The sequence below is a fragment of the Ramlibacter ginsenosidimutans genome, assembly GCF_016654015.1.
Taxonomy (GTDB): domain Bacteria; phylum Pseudomonadota; class Gammaproteobacteria; order Burkholderiales; family Burkholderiaceae_C; genus Ramlibacter; species Ramlibacter ginsenosidimutans.
The window spans coordinates 251,515-272,013 of the sequence record NZ_JAEPWM010000004.1; the positions used below are offsets into that span (position 1 = coordinate 251,515).

Here is a 20,499-nt window from a genome sequence, read left to right on the forward strand (position 1 = left end):
AAGGTGGTTGTCCCAGGACAAGGAGAACCCCATGCAGATCGAGCAATTGAAGCAGCGGATCGACCGGATCGAGGAGAGCGCGGACCAGGCGAAGCAGGCCTGCCAGAAGGGCTCGCCTCCGTCCGACCTGCGCGAGAGCGTCGCGCGGCTGCACGCGCAGGCCAGCGCGGCCAAGCACGCGATGGAAGGCCAGGCGTCCGCCAGTGAACAAAACGTGCGCAGCGTCGTGATGCAGCTGGAGGACGCGGCCGACCGCGCGATGCAGGCGTGCCGGAACGCAGGCAACGTCGATCCTCAGCTGCAACAGGCCGTGCAGCGCACGCATGCCGAGGCTTCCAGCCTCAAGAAGGAGTTGATGCAAGCGGCCTGACGCCGACTGCAGCCGGCGCCGCCAGGCTTGCGCCGCGCGCGGCGCGGCTCACTCGCAGGCGTCGTAGCGCGGGCTGGGCACGTTCTTGATCCCGCGTGCGTTCGCCCGCTTGGCGGCGGTTTCGAGTTGCTCGTCGCGCAGGCGGCGGCACTCCGCCTTCGTCGGCGCGGCGATCATCCGCTGGCGGAATGCGTCGCGCTCCGCCGGCGTCATCATGTCCCAACCCGGCGTGTATTCGCTGCCCACGCGCACCGGAGGACTCGCCGAGGCGGCGGAGGCAGGAGCATCGGCCGTCTGCGCGGCTGCGACGCTGGCGAGCAGGACGGCGGCCAGGGCCGCCAGGGGGATGGATCGCATCGCGTTGCCTCCTTTGCCGATGCACCTTAGCGCGCACTGCCGTCCGGCATTTGCGCAGGATCAAGGCGGGGGAGCGACCGCCCGGCTGGGCTGGTCCCCCGCGCCAGCCGCAGGCAAGGCATCATGGGGGTCGAGCCACCCCAGAACCCATGAACGGCCAGACCTCCTCCTCCCCGCCCACCCAGAACTCCCCGCCGGCGACGCGCCCGACGATGCCGCCGCGCAAGTACTGGCTCTGGTTCGCCATCGTGCTGCTGGTGAACTTCCTGATCACCAGCTACCTGTTCCCCGGCGACTCGCCCATCACGGTGCCGTACACGGTGTTCCGCGACGAGGTCGGCAAGGGCAACGTGAGCGCGATCTACAGCCGCGGGACCGGCATCGAGGGGCGCTTCAAGGCGCCGGTGACGTGGCCGCCGCCCGCACCCGCCAAGGAGCCCGGCCAGCCGGCGCCGCAGCGGCAGCGTCCTCTCCCGGGAGAGAACCACGGCCCCTCGCGGACGGCGACCACGTTCACGACCGAGCTGCCGGCCTTCTTCGACCGCAACCTCGAGTCCTTCCTGCTGCAGCACGACGTGGAGATCAGCGCCGTGCCGCTGCAGCAAGGCAGCACGCTCGCCACGCTGCTCTTCGGCTTCGGGCCGGCGCTGCTGATCATCGGCTTCTACGTGTGGATGTACCGGCGCGCCGCGAAACAGGGCGGCGGCATGGGCGGAGGACTTGGCGGCGGCCTGTTCGGCATCGGCCGCAGCAAGGCCAAGCGCTATGACGCGGCCGATGCGGCCCACCGCGTGACCTTCGAGGACGTGGCCGGCATCGACGAGGCGGAGAACGAACTGGTGGAGATCGTCCAGTTCCTGAAGAACCCGCAGAAGTACACCCGCCTGGGCGGCACGGCGCCCAAGGGCGTGCTGCTGATCGGCGCGCCCGGCACCGGCAAGACGCTGCTCGCGCGCGCCGTCGCCGGCGAAGCGGGCGTGCCCTTCTTCTCGATGAGCGCTGCCGAGTTCGTGGAGATGATCGTCGGCGTGGGCGCGGCGCGCGTGCGCGACCTGTTCAAGCAGGCGCGCGACAACGCGCCGGCAATCATCTTCATCGACGAGATCGATGCCATCGGCCGCGCGCGCGGCCAGATCGCCATCGGCGGCGCCAGCGAGCAGGAGCAGACGCTGCAGCAGATCCTGACCGAGATGGACGGCTTCACCGGCCGCGAAGGCATCATCGTGCTGGCCGCGACCAACACCCCCGACGTGCTGGACCGCGCGCTGCTGCGCCCCGGCCGCTTCGACCGCCGCGTGGTGGTCAACCTGCCGGACAAGGCCGGCCGCAACGCCATCCTGCAGGTGCACGTGCGCAAGGTGCCGCTGGCCGCCGACGTGAGCCTGGAGGAGCTGGCGCAGGCCACGCCGGGCTTCTCCGGCGCCGACCTGAAGAACCTGGTGAACGAGGCAGCGCTGCTGGCCGCGCGCCGCGACGAGGCATCGGTGCAGCAGAAGGACTTCCTCGATGCGCTGGAGAAGATCGTGCTCGGGCCCGAGCGGCCGCTGCTGCTGTCGCGCGACGACCGCGAGCGCATCGCGTACCACGAGAGCGGCCATGCCGTGCTGGGCCTGGTGGTGCCGGGCGCCGACCCCGTGCACCGCGTGAGCATCGTGCCGCGCGGCCAGGCGCTGGGCGTGACCTACCAGCGGCCGCAGACGGACCGCTACAACTATCCCGAGGCCTACCTGCGCGCGCGCATCGTCGGCATGCTCGGCGGCCGCGCGGCGGAGGAGCTCGTCTACGGAACCCGCACGACCGGCGCCGAGAACGACATCGAACAGGCGACCAACCTGGCGCGCAACATGGTGACGCGCTGGGGCATGAGCGACGCCATCGGCCTGGTGCAGCTGGCGCCGCCGCAGAACCAGTTCCTGGGCACCTCCGGTTTCGGCGGCGGCGAGAAGCCCTTCAGCGAACAGACGGCCGCGCGCATCGACGCCGAAGTGCACCGCATCATCCACGCCTGCCACGAGGACGCGAAGCGCCTGCTGGACGAACACCGGTCCTCACTGGAGGGGCTGGTGCGCGCGCTGCTGCAGAAGGAGACTCTGTCGGAGCAGGAGATCCTGGACGCCACCGGGCTGCCGCCGGCGCCCGAGCTGCAAAGCCGTCCCCTGCACGACCTGACCCAGCACACCCCCTGATTCGAGCGCCACCGCGAGACGCTTCCCGCGGCGCCGCTAGCGGAGCCACACGATGGACACGAACACTCCCACCCGCATGCCGGCGGCCTTCATCGGCCACGGCTCGCCCATGAACACGTTGGAGTCGAACGACTTCACGCGCAGCTGGCGTGCGCTCGGGCAGGCGCTGCCACGGCCGCGCGCGATCCTCTGCGTGTCGGCGCACTGGTTCATCAACGGCACGGCGGTCACCGCGATGCCCAGGCCGCGCGTCATCCACGACTTCTACGGCTTCCCGCCGGAGCTGTTCGCGTATGACTATCCCGCGCCCGGCAGCCCCGAGGTGGCGCAGGAAGTCGTGGACCTGCTGCAGCCCACGTACGTCGGGCTGGACCGGGACAGCTGGGGGCTGGACCACGGCACCTGGTCGGTGCTGGCCCACTTGTTCCCCGCGGCCGATGTTCCCGTGCTCCAGCTGTCCATCCATGCAGGCGCTCCACTCGCGTACCACGTGGACCTGGGCGCGCGGCTCGCGCCGCTGCGCGATCGCGGCGTGCTGGTGCTCGGGAGCGGCAACGTGGTGCACAACCTGCGCCGCCTCGACCGCGGCCATGGCGACCGCGGCTTCGACTGGGCCGACCGCTTCGACGCGCACGTGCGCAACGTCATGACGACCCGGCCGGGCGAGCTCGCAGAAGTCGCTTCGGATCGCGACTGCGAACTGGCCGTGCCGACGCCGGAACATTTCCTGCCGCTGGCCTACATCGCCGGGATGTGCGCAGCAGCGGGCGAGACGCCGCAGCCGTTCTGCGAAGGCCGCACGCTGGGGTCGCTGAGCATGACGAGCTACCTGCTCGGCATGCAGCCGCCGGCGCCGCGCGGCCACGGTGACGACACCCAGTCACTGCCCGGGCGCGTGCCGCCCGAGCAGACCAACACCTGATCAGGGCGAGAACGGGTTCAGCTTGAACACGCCCTCCGTGGGCCGGCGCGGGATGATCACCTTGAGGAAGTGCGTGCAGTGGCGGCGCAGCCACCGGTCCTGCTTGAGCGCCTCATCCTGGACGTGCACGAGGTATTCGCCGAAGTTCGCGGCAGCTCCAAGGCGGAAATAGGCGACGTTGGGACCGGGCGGCGTCGCCCAGATGCTCACCTTCACCTCGTCCTGCTGCCCCGCCTCCTTGCCGTTGTAGAAGCGCGTGAACATCACCGTGCGGTCGATGAAGAAGGTGCGGCAGGCGCCGTTCACGCCATTGACGTGCACGTCGCGGATCACGTCGGTCTGGAACACCGCCAGCGCCGCATCGCGGGTGTCGTCGTCGGAGCCGTAGAACTCGATGAAGTGGTCGGCCACTGGATCGCCCAGGTCGTCGACCACGAAGGTATTGAGCTGGAAGAACTGGTGGTGCGTCGGGTCCTTGGGGTCGGCGAGCGCCTCGGTCGCCGCGAACCAGCGGTCGAGGATGTCCGTGTAGGCCTGCCGGTCCATCGGGCAGCCGAGGGCCTCCAGCACGAGGGGCAGCACGGACGGGCCGCCCTCGATGATCGAACCGTGGTCCACGTCGTCGAGCGCGTGGAACGCGAACGCGTCCAGCGGACCGACCCGGTTCCACACGGTGGCGGCGGGCTCGTTGCCCCGCGTGAAGTCGAGCGTGAGGCCGTAGCTGGTGAGATTGGCCGCCGCGGCGCGCACGGTGCCGTCCGCGCCGTTCTCGTTCAGGGGCCGGCGCAGGATCTGGTCGTAGCCCTTGATTCCGCTGATCACGAACGGCAGGCAACCCGACTCGCTGTACGGAACGAGCGACGCCGAAGGCATCTGCCCGTCGTGCAGCACGTCGGCCAGCGCCAGGCGCCACTGGAACGGCGAGCCGAGCTCCAGCGCGTTGAGCATCTGCGTGCCGGTCTGGAACCAGTTGTCCATGCCCTTGGTGAGCCGCCCCACCATCGACTTGCCCATGGACGCCAGTCGCGAGCCGTAGTTCGCCGGCGCGAGCATCACCAGCCGCTGCATCCAGCGGCTGCCCCGGCCCGCGTCGAACATCGTGAGCCAGGTGCGCGCGACCAGCCCGCCGGTGCTGTGCACGATCATGTCGAAGGGCGTGGCGATGGAGCCGGAGGTCACGAGCTGCTGTAGCACCTCCTCCATGCGCTTGGCCACGTCGGGGATGGAGACGTCGTCGTCCTTGGAGATGTAGTCGCCCAGCCAGACCGGCGTGGTCTGGTAGCCGCTGCTGCGCAAGGCAGCGGCCAGCGTGTGGAAGGAGGCGGAGGTGTCGCTCCACCCGTGAAGAATGAGGACCTGTCGCATGCGATCCCCCCCTGCCTCGTTGGTGTGGCGATGGTAGCCACGGCAACCCGGGGGAGGAAAGCTCTTTGTGGGCGACGGTAACAGCTGCGCGGCGAGCTCGCGTGTTCATGCGATGGTGTCCCCGGAGTGTGCCGCGGGCGCCGGCGTCGTAATCTCTCGGTCCCGCAGCAGCGAACCACGCCATGAAGATCTTCGACGCCGACGCCACCCGGGCCGCCCTGCCCTTCGAGCACCTGATTCCCGCGCTGCGCGAGCGGTTCGCGCAAGGCTGCGTCGTGCCGCCGCGGCACGTGCACGAGGTGCCGGTGCCCGGCGGCGAGCCCTTCACCTCGCTGATCATGCCGGCCTGGGTCCCGGGCCGGTACTACGGTGTCAAGACGATCAACATCGCGCCGGGCAACGCGGCCCGCGGCCTGCCCGGCCTGCACGCGAGCTACCTGCTGTGCGACGGCAGCACGGGCGCGCCGCTGGCCGTCATCGACGGCGACGTGCTCACGCACCGGCGCACCGCGGCGGCATCGGCGCTGGCCGCGCAATGGCTGGCGCCCGAGGACGCGAAGCACCTGCTGGTCGTGGGCGCGGGGCAGATCGCGCGGTTGCTGCCCGAGGCGTATCGCTGCGTTCGAGGTATCGAGCAGGTGAGCCTCTGGGCACGCGACCCGGGGAAGGCGCAAGCGCTCGCCGAGGCGCTGCGCGCGCAAGGCCTGCCCGTCGCGGCGGTCACCGACCTGCAGGCAGCCTGCGCGGCAGCGGACATCGTCAGCTGCGCGACCCTGGCGACCGAGCCCATCGTGCACGGCGCCTGGCTGCGGCCGGGCACGCACCTCGACCTGATCGGCAGCTTCACGCCGGCCATGCGCGAAGCCGACGACGATTGCTTCGCGGGCGCGTCCATCTGGGTCGACACCGAGGAAGCGCTGCAGAAGAGTGGCGAGCTGCTGGAGCCGATGGGCCGGGGCGTGTTCCGGCACGAGGACGTGCGCGGGACGCTGGAAATGCTCTCGCGTGGCGAGGTGCCGGGCCGGACATCGGCCGGCGAGCGCACCGTGTTCAAGTCGGTGGGGACCGGCCTGGAGGATCTGGCAGGCGCCGTGCTGATGCAGGAACCGTAGGCTGGTGGTGAGCGAAGCGAACCCCAGCAATCAGCGCACCGCACCGCTGCCGCTGGGGTTCGCTCCGCTCACCGCCAGCCTACCTCACAGCCCGCGTACGGGCCAAGGGCGTTTCCAGGTTGCGTTCCGATGCCCCCACGAACCTCATCCGGCCTGCACAATGTCCCGATCCACGCGGAGACAACGGATGAGTGAACGCCCGCCCTTGCGACTGCATGTCCCGGAGCCCTCGGGGCGCCCGGGTCACGCCACCGACTTCTCCTACCTGCACCTGTCCGAAGCGGGCACTGTGCGCCGGCCGCCCATCGACACCTCGCACTTCGACACGCAGGACCTCGCGTACGACCTCATCCGCGTGCTCGATGCGCAAGGTCATGCCGTCGGACCGTGGGTCCCCGAAGTGTCGGCCGAGCAACTGCGCCGGGGCCTGCGCGCCATGATGAAGACGCGCATCTTCGACGCCCGCATGCTGATCGCGCAGCGGCAGAAGAAGATCTCGTTCTACATGCAGTGCCTGGGCGAGGAGGCGATCGCCGTGGCGCATGCGCAGGCGCTGGAGCCGGGCGACATGTGCTTTCCCACCTACCGGCAGCAGGGCCTGCTGCTCGCGCGCGATGACATCCCGCTGTCCGAGCTGATGTGCCAGCTGATGTCGAACGAGTGCGACCCGCTCAAGGGCCGGCAATTGCCGGTGATGTATTCGTACAAGCGCGCCGGCTTCTTCTCGATCTCGGGCAACCTCGCCACGCAGTTCATCCAGGCCGTGGGCTGGGCGATGGCCTCCGCGATCCAGGGCGACACGCGCATCGCCTCGGGCTGGATCGGCGACGGCGCCACGGCGGAAGCCGACTTCCACAACGCGCTCACTTTCGCGCACGTGTACCGCGCGCCGGTGATCCTGAACGTCGTCAACAACCAGTGGGCGATCTCCACGTTCCAGGCGATCGCCGGCGGCGAGTCGACCACCTTCGCCGCGCGCGGCGTGGGCAGCGGCATCGCGTCGCTGCGCGTGGACGGGAACGACTTCCTCGCGGTGCTGGCCGCCTCGCGCTGGGCAGCGGAGCGCGCGCGCTCCAACCTGGGGCCGACGCTGATCGAATGGGTGACCTACCGCGCCGGCGCGCACTCGACCTCGGACGATCCGTCCAAGTACCGGCCCGCCGACGACGCGCAGCGCTTCCCGCTGGGCGACCCGGTACAGCGCCTGAAGCAGCACCTGATCGCGATCGGCGCCTGGTCCGAGCAGGAACACCAGCAGGTGCAGGCCGAACTGGAGGCCGAAGTGGCGGCTGCGCAGAAGGAAGCGGAGAGTCACGGCACGCTGCTCGACGGCCACATCCCGAGCGCGGCGACCATGTTCGACGACGTGTACGCCGAGATGCCCGCGCACCTGCGCGAGCAGATGCGGCAACTGGGGGTGTGACGTGCTGACGAAGGCGAAACAGGTCCCCGACGCCGCGGCTGCCGGCGAAGTGCGGACTATGACGATGATCCAGGCGCTGCGCTCCGCGCTGGACGTGATGATGGAGCGCGACGACAAGGTCGTCGTGTTCGGGCAGGACGTCGGCTACTTCGGCGGCGTGTTCCGCGTGACCGAGGGGCTGCAGGCGAAGTACGGCAGCTCGCGCTGCTTCGACACGCCGATCAACGAGGGCGGCATCGTGGGCGCGGCGGTGGGCATGGCAGCCTACGGGCTGCGGCCGGTGGCGGAGATCCAGTTCGCCGACTACTTCTATCCGGCCAGCGACCAGATCGTGTCGGAGGCCGCGCGCCTGCGCTATCGCTCGGCGGGCGACTTCACCTGCCCGCTCACCATCCGCATGCCGTGCGGCGGCGGCATCTACGGCGGCCAGACGCACAGCCAGAGCCCGGAGGCGCTGTTCACGCACGTGTGCGGCCTGCGCACCGTGATGCCCAGCAATCCGTACGACGCCAAGGGACTGCTGATCGCCGCCATCGAATGCGACGACCCGGTGATCTTCCTGGAGCCCAAGCGCCTGTACAACGGGCCGTTCGACGGGCACCACGACCGGCCGGTGGTGCCCTGGTCCAAGCACGAACTCGGCAACGTCCCCGAGGGCTACTACCGCGTGCCGCTGGAATCCGCCGCCGTGGTGCGCCCCGGCACGCAGCTCACCGTGCTGGCCTACGGCACCATGGTGTGGGTGTCGCAGGCGGCGGCGCAGGAGAGCGGCATCGACGCCGAGATCATCGACCTGCGCTCCATCTGGCCCATGGACCTGGATGCGGTGGTCGCATCGGTGCAGAAGACCGGGCGCTGCGTGATCGTGCACGAAGCCACCAAGACCAGCGGCTTCGGCGCCGAGCTCTGCGCGCTGGTGCAGGAGCACTGCTTTTATCACCTCGAAGCGCCGATCGAGCGCGTGGCCGGCTGGGACACGCCCTACCCGCACGCGACCGAGTGGGCCTACTTCCCCGGCCCGGACCGCGTGGCCGCCGCCTTCCGGCGCGCGCTGGAGGGCTGACATGGGCACCTACGCGATCCGCATGCCCGACATCGGCGAAGGCATCGCCGAAGTGGAACTGGTCGCCTGGCACGTGCAGCCTGGCGATGCGGTGAAGGAAGACCAGGTGGTCGCCGACGTGATGACCGACAAGGCCACCGTGGAGATCCCCTCGCCCGTGTCAGGCCAGGTGCTGTCGCTCGGCGGCACGCCGGGCCAGGTGATGGCGGTGGGCTCGGAGTTGATCCGGCTGGAGGTAGAGGGGGCGGGGAATGTGAAGGAGGGGGCGGCGTCCGCGTCCGGGGAGAAGTCCGCGGCCGGGGAGGCGCCGGCGACTGCGGTGCCGCCGGCGGGCCGCGCGACATCGGCGGCTGCGGTGAAGCAGTCCGCGGCCGCTGCTGCAATCATCACGCCGGCCGCTGTGGAGCGCTCATCGCCCCTTCGCACGGCGGGGGCGCCCCTTGGCACGGCGGGGGCGGCCCCTGGTCCCGTTGCCGGCAAGGACCGAGGCGCCACCGCGTCTCCTCTCCCCCCCCCTCTGGGGGAGGGCCGGGGTGGGGGCGCTCCCGCGCACGCTGCATCCAGCCTGCGCACGGCACCCCCGGCTTTGTCCACCTCCGCGCTCCCCTCCCCGGCCGACAAGCCCCTCGCCTCCCCCTCCGTGCGCCACCACGCGCGCCAACTCGGCATCGATCTCGCATCCGTGCGCGGCAGCGGCCCCGGAGGCCGCATCACGCACGAAGACCTCGAGTCTCATGTCGCCGAAAGCAGCCGCCTCGTCACTGCAGGCCTCGCCACCGCACGCCCCACCCTCGCCCCGCGCGAAGGCGAGGAAGCCCTCCCCCTCACTGCCCTGCGCCGCCGCATCGCGCAGAAGATGCAGGAGTCCAAGCGCCGCATCCCGCACTTCAGCTACGTCGAGGAGATCGACGTCACCTCGCTGGAGGAAGTACGCGCGCAACTCAACGAACGCTTCGCCGCACGGCGCGGCAAGCTGACCCTGCTGCCCTTCATCGCCCGCGCGATCGTGCTTGCACTCGACGACTTCCCCCAGATGAACGCGCGCTTCGACGACGAGGCCGGCGTCGTCACGCGCTACCGGGCCGTGCACCTGGGGATCGCAACGCAGACCGACGCCGGCCTCGCCGTGCCGGTGCTGCACCACGCGGAAGCGCAAGACCTCTGGGGCCTGGCGGCCGCAATCGCGCAACTCGCGGAGCGCACCCGCAACAACAAGGCCACGCGCGACGACCTCACCGGCTCCACGATCACGCTCACCAGCCTCGGCCCGCTGGGCGGCATCGCCAGCACGCCCGTGATCAATCATCCCGAGGTGGCGATCGTGGGCGTCAACCGCATCGTCGAGCGGCCCATGTTCCGCGGCGGCGCGGTGGTGGCGCGCCAGCTGATGAACCTGTCCTCGTCGTTCGACCACCGCGTGATCGACGGCATGGATGCGGCGCGCTTCATCCAGGCCGTGCGGGGGTTGCTGGAACAGCCGGTGCTGCTGGTGGCCCAGGGCGCGTGAGGCGGGCCCCTCACCGCTGTTCGGGATCCTTGGTCGCCTGCTTGACGTCGCCGTAGGCCTTCTGCACCTTGCCGGCCGCCTGCTTGCTGAGGCCCTTGGCCTGCTGCTTGCGGCTGCCGATCGCCTTGCCGACCTGCTCCTGCACCTTGCCGGCGACATCCTTCGCGGCGCCCTTCACCTGGTCCTTGTTCATGGCCATCTCCTTCGATCGAGAACGGACGGAACATGAGGTTGCACTGCCGCCATGGCGACACACCACCTCATCGCAGAGCTTCCCCTGGCCCACGCGCTTTCGTGCGTCGGTCCCCGTGCCGGGGAAGACGGATCGTGAAGACGCAGCCCCTGCCCGGCACGTCCCGCACGCTCAGGGTGCCTCCATCGGCCTGCACATTGGCCTGCGCAATCGTGAGTCCAAGGCCGAGGCCGCTCTTGTCCTGGTGGCGCTGGATGTGGGGCCTGAACATCGTTTCGACGGCGCCCGGCGGGAGCCCTCCGCAGTGGTCTTCGACGTCGATCGACACCATGCCGTCTTCCCCGGCGTGCGCATGCAGGGAGACCTCCGTGTGCGGGCGGGTGAACTTGAAGGCGTTCTGGAGCAGGTTGACCAGCGCGCCCAGAAGCGGCTCGCGGTGCCCCTCGATCTCGATCCCTGGCTCCACGTTCCTCACGGTCAAGGAACAGCCCAGCGCCTCGGCCTGCAGCATGGCGGCATTGCTGGCATCCGCAACGAAGGCGGCAAGCGAGAACACCTGGCGGTCCGTCGGCGGCTCCGTGGGCTCACGAATCTCCTCGAGGGAGCGCTCGACCAGCAGCGTGAGCGCCGCCAGGCTGCGCTTCAACACCGCGCCGGTCGCACCCGCGATCGGCAACTGGCCCGTCTCCAGCGCGGTCAGGGCGAGGCTCGCGGTGTGCAGCGAGTTGCGCAGCTCGTGGACGAGGAAGCCGAGTCGCTCCCTGGCCTGCGCCGAGAACTGCCGCGCCATGGTCAGATCGCGCTGCGCGCTGAATTCCGTCACCGCATCCGCGATGGCATTGTCCAGGCAGCGGTTCAGCGTCCGGAATTCGTCGACACTGAAAGGCGCGTCCCGCTCCACTGCGAGATCGGTGATGGCCTGGCAAAGATCACCGTAGTCGTGAACGACCTGGTCCAGGGTGTACCCGAGCTCCAGCAGTTGCCGGCCGTGGGCGGTGGCACTGATCCCGATTTCGGACACTGCGCTCGCTTCGCCACCCGATGCGCCGGAAATCCTCAGGCTGTCGCCGAGATGGCCTTCGTTCTCCGCCTGCAGCGTCTTCGTCAACTGCTCCAGAAACAAAGGGACGCCGTTCTTCAGCTGCTCCGGAGTTGCAGCGCGGCGGGGACGCCGGGCGACTTTCGCCTTGCAGCGCTCGATCAACTCGTCACGGTTGTTGATCAGGAATTCGTGCATCGCGATCCCCCCTGTGTAGCCGGCTGCGGGTTCCACGCACCATCACACGCCCCAGGCGCCACTGACGAGGACCAGCTCAGCGGCAGCCTTCGGCTTGAATCCGTGGATCACCGTACAGGCCTGCCTCGCACCAGCCGGTAGATGAGCACCACGAGGGCGATCACCACCAGCACGTGGATCAGGCCCCCCATCGTGTATGAGGTCGCCACGCCCAGGAGCCACAGGGCGAGCAGGACAATGACAAGAGCTTCGAGCATGAACTCTCTCCTCTGCGCATCGCTCGCTCAGGGCCGGACGATGATTTCGTTGCGGACCGACTTCACGCCCTTGACGCCGGAGGCGATCTGTTCCGCGGTGGACTTCTCGGTGCCGTTCTTGGCGAAGCCGGACAGAAGGACCGTGCCGTTGAGGGTTTCGACCTTGATGCTCGATGCCGCGACGTCCGGGTTCTCGACGAAGCGGGTCTTGATCGTGGTGGTGATCGTGGCGTCGTCGACGTAGGCACCGGTGGTTTCCTGGCCGCGAGAGACGGCGCACCCGCCGATCGAGAGGAGAACCGCCGCGGCAAGGGTGACGAAGGTGGAACGCATCATCATTTGGATCTCCTTGGAGGGTTGGACGGGTGCCTCGCCCGTGGCGCGGCAATAAGAAGGTATGACGCACGACGCACAGGCGCAAGGGGACACACGTTCAGTTTCGACGGCACTTGATCTTTCACAAGTGCCAATTTCCTTCCGATGGCTTTGTGGCCTGGCGCACGGTGCGATCCAGGCGCGCGCGCCATCAAGCGGGATGGCGACTGCTGGCTTCGCGCGGCCCTCGTGCTCTACATCCTGAACGCTTTCGGAAGCAGGCTGCTAGACAACGGCGCCGAACAAGGCGCCGACGCCGTACGTGAGCGCCATGGCCAGCGCTCCCCATAACCCGACGCGTCCCGCGCCCAAGGCGGCGGACGCACCGCCCGCACGGGCGGCCACGCCCCCCAGGACCACCAGCAAGGCCAGGGAGAGGGCTGTCACGCCTGCCGCCAGCATCGGTGGGCGCAGGAGCGCTGCCACCAGCAGCGGAACGACGGCGCCTGCGGTGAAGGAGCCCGCCGATGCGAAGGCCGCCTGCACGGGCCGCGCACGCGTCGCGTGCGAAATGCCGAGCTCGTCGCGCGCATGCGCCTCCAGCGCGTCCTTGGCCATCAGCTGCGTCGCAACCTGCGCCGCAAGGTCGCGATCGACGCCGCGTGCGACGTAAATCCCGGCGAGTTCCTGCTGTTCGGCTGCGGGTTGCGCCTGCAGCTCCTGCCGCTCGCGGCCCAGGTCCGACTTCTCCGTGTCCAGCTGCGAGCTGACGGAAACGTACTCGCCGGCGGCCATCGACATCGCGCCCGCCACCGTGCCGGCGATGCCCGCCATCATGATGGCTGCGGGCGCGGCGCCGCCGGCTGCCACGCCCAGCACGAGGCTTGCGGTGGACACGATGCCGTCGTTCGCCCCCAGGACCGCAGCTCGGAGCCACCCGATGCGTCCGGAGCGGTGCAGTTCACTGTGGCGCATGGTCGGCAGCAGGATCTGTTAGCGCGGCAGCACCGTCTGTGCGGTGAGGCACATAGCGGCTTGTGTGCACCACCGCGCAGACGCGGTGCCGGATCCGTTGCAAGGTGGAGCGCCAATGAGAAATCCCTTGTCCGTCCGCATCGAGAACACCGCGTCTTGCAACCGCCTGCTGACGCGATTGCCTCCGGCAGCCCGCGCGCAGTTCGTCGCGGCGTGCGAACGCGTCGAACTGGCGGCGGGCCAGGTGCTCCTGCGCGCGGGGCAGCGGGTGACTCACGCGTGGTTTCCGCTGGATGCCGTGCTGTCGGTCAGCCTCGCGGCCGAGGAACGGCGATCGATCGCAGTCGCGCTGGTCGGGCGCGAAGGCATGCTGGGCATTCCACTGCTGCTCGACGCAAATCAATCGGAGTGGGTCGCAACCGTCGCCCGGCCCGGCGCCGCGTTGCGCATCGAGGCGGCAGCACTGCGGCTGCAACTGGTGACGGGCAGCGAGCTGGAGAAGCGCCTGCGTCACTATGTCCTCGCCTCCATCGCGCAGCTCGCCCGGGCGGTGCTGTGCACGCATTACCACCAGGTGGACCAGCGCCTGGCGCGCCTGCTGCTGATGCAACACGACCGTGCGCCCGACGAGCCCTTGCATGTGACCCACGAAATGCTGGCAGCGACGCTCGGCGCTCGGCGCGCGGGCGTCACCCGCGCGGCACACGTCCTGCAGCTGAAGCAGTTGATCGCGTACCACCGTGGCGTAGTGACCATTCTCGATCGCGACGGCCTGCAGCGCGCTGCCTGCGCCTGCTACGCGGCAGACTGCGCCTCCTATGCCGCGCTCATGCGTCGGCATCCCGCCTGCTGATCCGTAGCAGGCTGCGGTCATCCGCAGGGCACTCCCGGTCGGTACATTGGCGTACGGAATACTTGATCGCCGTCAATTGCATCCTCCATGAGCCCTCTACAAAGCAGGAGCCCAGGGGAGGTCTCAAGTGCCGGCTGCAGCCTTTGAAGTGAATAACAACCGTCTGCTCGCGTCCCTGCCGATGCAGGACAGCGAGCGGTGGCGCTCGTGCCTCGAGGCGGTGGCACTGGTGACGGGCCAGGTGCTGCACGAAGCACGCCACGCGGCACGCTTCGCGTACTTCCCGATCGGTGCCGTCGTCTCCATGCAGCTCCCGTCCAACGACGGCGCCTGCGACGAAGTGGCGCTCGTGGGCCACGAAGGCATGGTGGGCATATCGACCTTCATGGGCAGCGTGTCGTACCTGCGCGCGGTGGTGCAACGCCCGGGCCCTGCCCTGCGAATGAACGCCGACCGCATGCGGGCCGAAGCCGAGAGTTCCACGGCCGTGCTGCGGCTGTTGCTGCAATACGTTGCCACCTGGGAGGCGCATATCGCGCTGGGGGTGGTGTGCAACCGCCACCACAATCTGCAGCAGCGGCTGGCCCTGCGCCTGTTGCTCGGCATGGACCGCCAGCAGGACAGCAGGTTGGCGATCACGCATGAACAGCTGGCGGTGTTGCTCGGCGTGCGCCGCGAGAGCGTGACCGAGGAGGCGCGCAGGCTGCAGAACGCCGGCCTGATCCGGTACGCGCGCGGCCGCATCGCCGTCCTGGACCCGACCGCGTTGGCGCAACGCTCCTGCTCGTGCCTGTCATTGCTGACAGGGGGATGGCAGCACAGCGAGCCCGGCGACAACCCCGCGACCGTCCCGACGTTCCACGCAAGCCATACGCAGCCGCACCGCGAGCACAACGGGGACCCGGATGCCGCAAGGGCGTGGTGACCGCCGCACGCCGGTGACGGCACTCCTTCAAGCCACGAGAAACGTCAACCCACAACCGAGGTGAATCGAATGAAGCCACAACCTGAGTCAAAGCCCGACGAACCGACCATGTCCGAATCGGAGATCCAACAGGGCGGAACCCGCAGCATCTCTACCGAAGACGCATTGGAACGAGCCGTGAAGCAGCACCCCCAGCGCGACGAACCCAAGGTCGATAGCGTGGAGCAGGACGAGCTGCCGCCGCCTTGAAGATGAAGCGTTGCTGCGCGCCGACGCGCCGCCGCCGCAGCGCCATCACTTCCCGGTAAACCGCGCAGCTCGCCGCTCCTGGAAGTGGGCCACGCCCTCGGTGAAATCCTCGCTCTGCAGGCTGGTGAACATCTCGGCGTTGGCCAGCGCCACTGCTTCGCCGAGCGTCTGGTAAGGCGCCTCCCAGAGCTGCCGCTTCATCACGCGCACCGAGCGGGGTGAGACCTCGGTCGACAGCGTGCGCGCCAGGGCCAGGGCCTCTGGCAGGAGCTGGTCCGCCGGCACGACCCGGTTGACGAGGCCCATGTCCAGCGCCTGCTCGGCGTCGATCTTGCGCGATGTGAGCAGCAGGTCGGTCGCGTTGGCATGGCCGACGATGCGCGGCAGCATCCAGGCGATGCCGTGCTCCGCGATCAGGCCGCGCTTGGCGAAAGCCGTGGCGAACACAGCCTGCTCGGAGGCGATGCGGAAATCGCTGTACAGCGCCATCACCAGGCCCAGGCCTGCCGCTGCGCCATTGATCGCGCTGATGATCGGCTTGGGCGCCGCGGGGAAGTACGAGTAGCGCGTCTGGTAGTCGGCGCGCCGGTTCATGTCGTAGGCCCGCATCCATTGTTCGGCCTGGATGTCCTCGGGCGGCAGCATCTCGAGTTCGTCCATGTCCATGCCGGCACAGAAGGCGCGGCCGGCGCCGGTCAGCACGATGGCGCGAATCTCCGGGTTGCGTCCGGCCCGCTCCACGGCGTCGCGCAACTCTGATTCCAGCACCTTGGTCAGCGCGTTCATGCGCTCCGGCCGGTTGAACGTGATGACGGCAGTGGCGCCGTCCAGGGTGAACTGGATCTGCTGGTAGCTCATGGCGTGTCGAAGAAGGAGGAAGGAAGTTGCACGGACACCGGCTCGAGGAACTCCTCGATGCCGAAGCGGCCGTTCTCGCGCCCGATGCCCGAGCGCTTGAAGCCACCGAACGGCGCCAGCGGGTTGAACGGCGCGCCGTTGACGTCGACCTGGCCGGCGCGCAGGCGGCGCGCCACCGCCAGGGCGGCTTGCGGCGTCTCGCCCCACACCGTCGCGGCCAGGCCGTAGTCGGTGCCGTTGGCAATCGCGACCGCGCCGTCGATGTCGTCGTACGGGATGATGGCCAGCACCGGACCGAACACCTCCTCGCGCGCGCTCGCCATCTGCGGCGTGACCTGGCCGAGCACCGTGGGCGGATAGAAGAAGCCGTGGGGTGGCAGCGGCCCGTCGTGCGTGACCAGCTCGGCGCCTTCCGCGATGGCGGCATGCACCATGTCGCGCACCTTGTCCCGCTGCACGGGGGAGATCAGCGGGCCCAGGCGCGTGGCCGGATCGGCCGGATCGCCCATCGCCCAGGCCGGCGCGAGGTCAGCCGCCAGTTGCTCGGCCTGCCTCGCGTGGTCGCGCGCCACCAGCAGGCGCGTCGTCGCCGAACAGGTCTGCCCGGAATTGAGGAAGCAGCTGCCCAGCGTCGCCTTGACGGCGGCCGCCAGGTCGGCGCCGGGCAGCACCACGGCAGCGGACTTTCCACCCAGCTCCAGCGCGAGACGCTTGATCTCCTGCGCCGCCAGGGACGCAATGCGCCGGCCAGCCCGTGTGGAGCCGGTGAAGGACACCATGTCCACGTCGCGGTGCGTGACCAGCGCTTCGCCGATCTCGGGACCGCTGCCGTGCACCAGGTTGAACACACCGGGCGGCAGGCCAGCCTGCGCGATCGCCTCCGCCAGCAGGAAGGCGCTGGAGGGAGCGAGCTCGGACGGCTTCAGCACCACGGTGCAGCCTGCCAGTAGCGCCGGCGCGACCTTGCCAGTGATCTGGTGCAGCGGATAGTTCCAGGGCGTGATGCAGGCCACCACGCCCACGGGCACCTGCTGCACCAGCGAGTGGCCGATGCGCTGCTCCCATTCGATGCGCGCGGCCTGCTCCGCATACAGGTCCCAGGCCGCGACGGGCGCACCGGCCTGGATGCGGGCGGACAGCCTGGCCGGCATCCCGACCTCGCGCGAGATCACGCGGGCGATGGCGTCGCTGCGTTCGCGCAGTGCGGCGGCCACACGCCGCACGGCTGCGATGCGCTCGGCCAACGGCGTGGCGGACCAGCCGTCGAAGGCAGCGCGGGCGGCCTGCACCGCCGCGTCGACATCGGAGCGCGAGGCGCTGCGATAGCTGGCGAACACCTGCTCGGTGTAGCAGTCGGTCACGGGCAGATCGGTGCTGCCGGTGGCAGCGCGCCAGGCACCGGCGATGTAGAGGTCCCGGTGGAACTTCATGCGTTGTCCTTGCGTTGGCGGCGCGCGAGGAACGTCTCCATGACGCGGGCCGGTTCGCCGCTGGCATAGCATTCGAGCTGGTAGCGGATGCCCGCAGTGCAGGCCTCCTCGAAGCCGGCCTGGGTGCGCTCGCGGAAACGCTGCTTGGTCAGGCGCACCGCCGTGCGGGGCAAGGCAGCCAGCTCGCGCGCCCGCTCCAGCGCGCGCTGCAGCACCTGGTCCGCTGGAACCAGATCGTTGACCAGCCCGATCGCATGGGCGCGCTCGCCGGAGATGAGCTCGCCGGTGAGGGACAGCTGCTGGTTGAGCGAATGGCCGATCTGCAGCGACATGAGGTACGAGCCGACGATGCTGGCCAGGCCGGCGCGCACCTCCGGCTGTCCCATGCGCAGGCCCGGATGGGCCACGCGCAGGTCGCACATGAGCGCCATCTGGAAGCCCGCGCCCACGGCGGTCCCGTTGAGAGCCGCGACGATGGGCTTGGTCACGTCGCGCACCGCTTGGTACATCGCGTGTTGCCGGTTCAGCCAGCCCGCCAGCGTGTTCGTGCTGACCACGGCCGACTCCTCCAGATCCTGGCCGGCGCAGAAGGCACGTTCACCGTTCCCCGTGAGGACGATGGCGTCCACGCCATCGTCGCCGTCCAGCTGCTTCAGGGCCCGGCCCAGCGCCTCGCGGATCGCATCATTGACGGCATTCATCGCCGAGGGGCGATTGAAGCGCACGACCGCGACGCGGCCATCGCGTTCGACGGTGACTGCGTGGTGATCACTCATGACGGGATTCCTCCTGTTCGATGATGGCGTCCACCGCCCAGCCGCCCGCGCCGGCAGCACCCGCGATGAGAGGGTTGAGGTCGATCGACGCGATCTGCCCCGATCGGGCCGCGGCGAACCGGCCCAGGGCGACGGCGGCCTTCGCGACCACCTGCAGGTCGACCGGCGGCTCGCCGCGAACGCCGGCGAGGATCGGCGCGATCCGCAGCGTGGCAAGGCGGTCCAGCACGTCCTGCTCGCTGAAGGGATGCAGCAGCACCACGAAGTCCTTCAGGACCTCGACGTACTTGCCGCCGTCGCTCACCATCACGGCGGTGCCGAACAGCGGGTCCTGCTTCACGCCCAGGGCGAACTCGCGCTGGCCACGCACGCACTGCGCAACCAGCACTCCCTCCAGGGGCTGGCCGAGGGTCCGCACGCGGGCCACGCATTCTTCATAGGCACCCCGCACTTCCTCCTCGCTGCGCCGGTCCAGGAAGACCAGCCCGTGCTCGGACTTGTGCGGGATCGCCGCGGAGCAGGCCTTCACCACGACATCGGGGCCGAGCTCCTGCCAGGCTTGCACTGCTTCCCTGGCGCTGTGGCACAGGCGATGCGGAACGACCGGCACGCCTGCGGACTGCAGGAGGGCCAGGCTTTCCGCTTCGCTCAGCGTGCGCGTGCGACGGGTGTCCCTGCCCGCCGCGGGCACGGCGGACGCGGGCGAGGCATCCGCCTCGCGGAGGCTCGCAGCCTGCACGAGGGCCGCGTGGCGCGTGACCTGGTGCAATGCGGCGAGGGCGTCGGTCTCGTGGCCGAACACGGGCACGCCGGCGGCGTGGAAGGCCGCACGCACGGCCGGCTGCGGGGCCGAGACGACCACCGGCTTGCCGGTGCGCCGCAGGAATCGCGCCGTGTCCGCAGCCATGCCGGGGACGTCGTAGCCCTCCCCCGCCACGGGCACCCCGATGAGGAACATGTCGGCCTGCGGATCGCCGGCCAGCGCGTCCAGCGTGCGGCCGAACATGCTGCCGTCCGACAGCAGCGAGGCGGTGAGATCGACCGGATTCTGTGCCGTGGCGAAGCCCGGCATGATGCGCGCGAGCGCTTGCACGGTGCCGGGTTCCAGCTCCGCGAGCGCGACACCCAGCCTCTCCGCCGTGTCGGCACAGACGACGCCGACGGCGCCGCTGTGGCTCATCACCACCAGCCGCCGGGCGCTGCGCAGGCCGCAGGCCAGGTAAAGCTCCACCGCGTTGACCAGGCCATGCACATCGTCCGCACGCCAGATGCCGTGGGCCGCGAAGAACGCGTCGACCAGCGCGTCGTCGTTGACCATGGCGCCGGTGTGCGACGCCGCCGCCTTGGCGCCATGCGCGCTGCGTCCCGATTTCAGCGCCACCACCGCGGCGCCGCGCGCCCGCGCCAGCGCGGCCGCCTGTGCCAGCACGGCGGGGTCGGCCAGCGACTCGATGTACAGCAGCAGCACGCGCACCTCGGGATCGGCCGCCGCCGCCAACGCCAGCTCGCTGACGGAGACGTCGGCATCGTTGCCGCTGGCGACCACGTAGCGCACGCCGATGCCCCGCTCGCGCAGCAGCGCGTACGGCATCACGCTGGCGGCGCCGCTCTGGCTGATGACGGCCACGGGGCCGTCCTGCGGCGGCACCTCCATGAACATCGTGCTGAAATTCAGCACGGCGCCGCTGCGGAAGTTGGCGACGCCCTGCGCGTTGGGGCCGACCAGGCGCACGCCCAGCGCCCGTGCCTCCGTCACGAGCTCCGACTGGCGCTTCACGCCCTCGGGGCCGGTCTCGCCGAAGCCCGAACTCATGACGACGGCGCTGCGCACGCCGCGCGCTGCGCATTGCCGCAGGACGCCCTGGACATGGTCGCCGCCCACTGCGATCACGGCCACGTCGGGTGCCTCCGGCAGGTCCTCCAGCGAGGCATAGGCCCGGAAGCCCTGCACCGTGTCGCGCTTGGGATTGATGGGGTAGACCTTGCCCTCGAAGCCGAAGGTGCGCAGGTAGTGCAGCGGGCGGCCGCCCACGCGGTTGCGGTCTTCGGTCGCGCCGACGACGGCCACGCTGCGCGGCTGGAACAGGGCCATCAGCCGCGGGTCGATCTGGATCACGTGCTCGCCT

At 69.7% G+C, this 20,499-nt stretch carries 21 protein-coding genes; 10 read left to right on the forward strand and 11 right to left on the reverse strand.

Features of this window, described 5'->3' with window-relative positions; genetic code table 11:
• The first annotated feature begins 31 nt into the window (after positions 1-31).
• The gene (locus tag JJB11_RS12370) at positions 32-370 is read left to right on the forward strand and encodes a hypothetical protein (protein ID WP_201171222.1); all 339 of its coding nucleotides are present in this window, start codon (positions 32-34) and stop codon (positions 368-370) included.
• 48 nt (positions 371-418) lie between these two features.
• Here the strand turns inward: JJB11_RS12370 and JJB11_RS12375 are convergent, their stop codons facing one another.
• The gene (locus JJB11_RS12375) at positions 419-727 is read right to left on the reverse strand and encodes a hypothetical protein (protein WP_201171224.1); all 309 of its coding nucleotides are present in this window, start codon (positions 725-727) and stop codon (positions 419-421) included.
• A gap of 149 nt (positions 728-876) precedes the next feature.
• On the opposite strand from JJB11_RS12375, the gene ftsH reads away from it, so the two are divergent.
• Positions 877-2,913 carry an ATP-dependent zinc metalloprotease FtsH gene (ftsH, locus tag JJB11_RS12380; protein WP_201171229.1) on the forward strand — a complete coding sequence of 679 codons (2,037 nt, stop codon included), beginning with the start codon at positions 877-879 and terminating at the stop codon, positions 2,911-2,913.
• Between the two features lie 52 nt (positions 2,914-2,965).
• A complete protein-coding gene (gene ygiD / locus JJB11_RS12385; protein WP_201171232.1) occupies positions 2,966-3,835 on the forward strand; it encodes a 4,5-DOPA-extradiol-dioxygenase in 870 nt (289 codons plus the stop codon).
• Here ygiD and JJB11_RS12390 read toward each other — a convergent pair whose 3' ends face one another.
• The gene (locus JJB11_RS12390) at positions 3,836-5,200 is read right to left on the reverse strand and encodes an esterase/lipase family protein (protein ID WP_201171235.1); all 1,365 of its coding nucleotides are present in this window, start codon (positions 5,198-5,200) and stop codon (positions 3,836-3,838) included. It abuts the gene before it with no gap.
• 182 nt (positions 5,201-5,382) lie between these two features.
• Here JJB11_RS12390 and lhpI point away from each other — a divergent pair, with 182 nt between their 5' ends.
• The 4 genes from lhpI (at position 5,383) to JJB11_RS12410 (ending at position 10,305) form a co-directional block, all read left to right on the forward strand.
• Positions 5,383-6,312, forward strand: coding sequence for a bifunctional Delta(1)-pyrroline-2-carboxylate/Delta(1)-piperideine-2-carboxylate reductase (gene lhpI / locus JJB11_RS12395; protein ID WP_201171238.1), 930 nt, complete (start codon positions 5,383-5,385; stop codon positions 6,310-6,312).
• A gap of 187 nt (positions 6,313-6,499) precedes the next feature.
• Positions 6,500-7,735 (forward strand): 3-methyl-2-oxobutanoate dehydrogenase (2-methylpropanoyl-transferring) subunit alpha, encoded by a 1,236-nt coding sequence (locus JJB11_RS12400; protein WP_201171241.1) that lies wholly within the window; start codon positions 6,500-6,502, stop codon positions 7,733-7,735.
• Positions 7,736-7,793: 58 nt separating this feature from the next.
• Positions 7,794-8,798, forward strand: coding sequence for an alpha-ketoacid dehydrogenase subunit beta (locus tag JJB11_RS12405; protein ID WP_201171244.1), 1,005 nt, complete (start codon positions 7,794-7,796; stop codon positions 8,796-8,798).
• 1 nt (position 8,799) lies between these two features.
• Entirely contained in the window at positions 8,800-10,305 is a 1,506-nt protein-coding gene (locus JJB11_RS12410) for a dihydrolipoamide acetyltransferase family protein (protein WP_201171246.1), read from the forward strand.
• Between the two features lie 10 nt (positions 10,306-10,315).
• Here JJB11_RS12410 and JJB11_RS12415 read toward each other — a convergent pair whose 3' ends face one another.
• The 5 genes from JJB11_RS12415 to JJB11_RS12435 all read right to left on the reverse strand — a co-directional run bounded on the left by JJB11_RS12415 (position 10,316) and on the right by JJB11_RS12435 (position 13,282).
• Complete coding sequence (locus JJB11_RS12415; RefSeq protein WP_201171248.1) at positions 10,316-10,498, reverse strand: CsbD family protein; 183 nt, start codon at positions 10,496-10,498, stop codon at positions 10,316-10,318.
• 67 nt (positions 10,499-10,565) lie between these two features.
• Positions 10,566-11,735, reverse strand: a complete 1,170-nt coding sequence (locus tag JJB11_RS12420) for a sensor histidine kinase (RefSeq protein ID WP_201171250.1) — start codon at positions 11,733-11,735, stop codon at positions 10,566-10,568.
• A gap of 107 nt (positions 11,736-11,842) precedes the next feature.
• Positions 11,843-11,992 (reverse strand): lmo0937 family membrane protein, encoded by a 150-nt coding sequence (locus JJB11_RS12425; protein WP_201171252.1) that lies wholly within the window; start codon positions 11,990-11,992, stop codon positions 11,843-11,845.
• A 27-nt stretch (positions 11,993-12,019) separates the two neighbouring features.
• Positions 12,020-12,331, reverse strand: a complete 312-nt coding sequence (locus JJB11_RS12430) for a BON domain-containing protein (RefSeq protein WP_201171254.1) — start codon at positions 12,329-12,331, stop codon at positions 12,020-12,022.
• A 261-nt stretch (positions 12,332-12,592) separates the two neighbouring features.
• The gene (locus JJB11_RS12435; protein ID WP_201171256.1) at positions 12,593-13,282 is read right to left on the reverse strand and encodes a VIT1/CCC1 transporter family protein; all 690 of its coding nucleotides are present in this window, start codon (positions 13,280-13,282) and stop codon (positions 12,593-12,595) included.
• 127 nt (positions 13,283-13,409) lie between these two features.
• Between JJB11_RS12435 and JJB11_RS12440 the strand changes: the two genes are divergently transcribed.
• The 3 genes from JJB11_RS12440 (at position 13,410) to JJB11_RS12450 (ending at position 15,309) form a co-directional block, all read left to right on the forward strand.
• Entirely contained in the window at positions 13,410-14,135 is a 726-nt protein-coding gene (locus JJB11_RS12440; RefSeq protein WP_201171259.1) for a Crp/Fnr family transcriptional regulator, read from the forward strand.
• A gap of 127 nt (positions 14,136-14,262) precedes the next feature.
• Positions 14,263-15,060 carry a helix-turn-helix domain-containing protein gene (locus JJB11_RS26560; RefSeq protein WP_201171262.1) on the forward strand — a complete coding sequence of 266 codons (798 nt, stop codon included), beginning with the start codon at positions 14,263-14,265 and terminating at the stop codon, positions 15,058-15,060.
• A 69-nt stretch (positions 15,061-15,129) separates the two neighbouring features.
• The gene (locus tag JJB11_RS12450) at positions 15,130-15,309 is read left to right on the forward strand and encodes a hypothetical protein (protein WP_201171265.1); all 180 of its coding nucleotides are present in this window, start codon (positions 15,130-15,132) and stop codon (positions 15,307-15,309) included.
• 45 nt (positions 15,310-15,354) lie between these two features.
• On the opposite strand, the gene JJB11_RS12455 is transcribed toward JJB11_RS12450, so the two are convergent.
• From JJB11_RS12455 to JJB11_RS12470, 4 genes are read right to left on the reverse strand one after another with little or no spacing between them, the layout of a single operon-like run.
• Positions 15,355-16,167, reverse strand: coding sequence for an enoyl-CoA hydratase (locus tag JJB11_RS12455; RefSeq protein ID WP_201171266.1), 813 nt, complete (start codon positions 16,165-16,167; stop codon positions 15,355-15,357).
• Positions 16,164-17,597 (reverse strand): aldehyde dehydrogenase family protein, encoded by a 1,434-nt coding sequence (locus tag JJB11_RS12460; RefSeq protein WP_201171270.1) that lies wholly within the window; start codon positions 17,595-17,597, stop codon positions 16,164-16,166. Before JJB11_RS12460 ends, JJB11_RS12455 begins: the two co-directional genes overlap by 4 nt.
• A complete protein-coding gene (locus tag JJB11_RS12465) occupies positions 17,594-18,373 on the reverse strand; it encodes an enoyl-CoA hydratase/isomerase family protein (RefSeq protein ID WP_201171273.1) in 780 nt (259 codons plus the stop codon). Before JJB11_RS12465 ends, JJB11_RS12460 begins: the two co-directional genes overlap by 4 nt.
• Positions 18,366-20,489 (reverse strand): acetate--CoA ligase family protein, encoded by a 2,124-nt coding sequence (locus tag JJB11_RS12470; protein WP_201964791.1) that lies wholly within the window; start codon positions 20,487-20,489, stop codon positions 18,366-18,368. Before JJB11_RS12470 ends, JJB11_RS12465 begins: the two co-directional genes overlap by 8 nt.
• Positions 20,490-20,499 lie beyond the last annotated feature (10 nt).

Bases quoted from the DNA above. Each gene is read 5' to 3' on its own strand.
- JJB11_RS12460 (WP_201171270.1), bottom strand. From the start codon at position 17,597: ATGAAGTTCCACCGGGACCTCTACATCGCCGGTGCCTGGCGCGCTGCC.
- ftsH (WP_201171229.1), top strand. From the start codon at position 877: ATGAACGGCCAGACCTCCTCCTCCCCGCCCACCCAGAACTCCCCGCCG.
- JJB11_RS12425 (WP_201171252.1), bottom strand. From the start codon at position 11,992: ATGCTCGAAGCTCTTGTCATTGTCCTGCTCGCCCTGTGGCTCCTGGGC.
- JJB11_RS12405 (WP_201171244.1), top strand. From the start codon at position 7,794: ATGACGATGATCCAGGCGCTGCGCTCCGCGCTGGACGTGATGATGGAG.
- JJB11_RS12430 (WP_201171254.1), bottom strand. From the start codon at position 12,331: ATGATGATGCGTTCCACCTTCGTCACCCTTGCCGCGGCGGTTCTCCTC.
- JJB11_RS12465 (WP_201171273.1), bottom strand. From the start codon at position 18,373: ATGAGTGATCACCACGCAGTCACCGTCGAACGCGATGGCCGCGTCGCG.
- JJB11_RS12400 (WP_201171241.1), top strand. From the start codon at position 6,500: ATGAGTGAACGCCCGCCCTTGCGACTGCATGTCCCGGAGCCCTCGGGG.
- JJB11_RS12410 (WP_201171246.1), top strand. From the start codon at position 8,800: ATGGGCACCTACGCGATCCGCATGCCCGACATCGGCGAAGGCATCGCC.
- JJB11_RS12455 (WP_201171266.1), bottom strand. From the start codon at position 16,167: ATGAGCTACCAGCAGATCCAGTTCACCCTGGACGGCGCCACTGCCGTC.
- JJB11_RS12435 (WP_201171256.1), bottom strand. From the start codon at position 13,282: ATGCGCCACAGTGAACTGCACCGCTCCGGACGCATCGGGTGGCTCCGA.
- JJB11_RS12375 (WP_201171224.1), bottom strand. From the start codon at position 727: ATGCGATCCATCCCCCTGGCGGCCCTGGCCGCCGTCCTGCTCGCCAGC.
- JJB11_RS12450 (WP_201171265.1), top strand. From the start codon at position 15,130: ATGAAGCCACAACCTGAGTCAAAGCCCGACGAACCGACCATGTCCGAA.
- JJB11_RS12390 (WP_201171235.1), bottom strand. From the start codon at position 5,200: ATGCGACAGGTCCTCATTCTTCACGGGTGGAGCGACACCTCCGCCTCC.
- JJB11_RS12415 (WP_201171248.1), bottom strand. From the start codon at position 10,498: ATGAACAAGGACCAGGTGAAGGGCGCCGCGAAGGATGTCGCCGGCAAG.
- JJB11_RS12370 (WP_201171222.1), top strand. From the start codon at position 32: ATGCAGATCGAGCAATTGAAGCAGCGGATCGACCGGATCGAGGAGAGC.
- JJB11_RS12420 (WP_201171250.1), bottom strand. From the start codon at position 11,735: ATGCACGAATTCCTGATCAACAACCGTGACGAGTTGATCGAGCGCTGC.
- ygiD (WP_201171232.1), top strand. From the start codon at position 2,966: ATGGACACGAACACTCCCACCCGCATGCCGGCGGCCTTCATCGGCCAC.
- lhpI (WP_201171238.1), top strand. From the start codon at position 5,383: ATGAAGATCTTCGACGCCGACGCCACCCGGGCCGCCCTGCCCTTCGAG.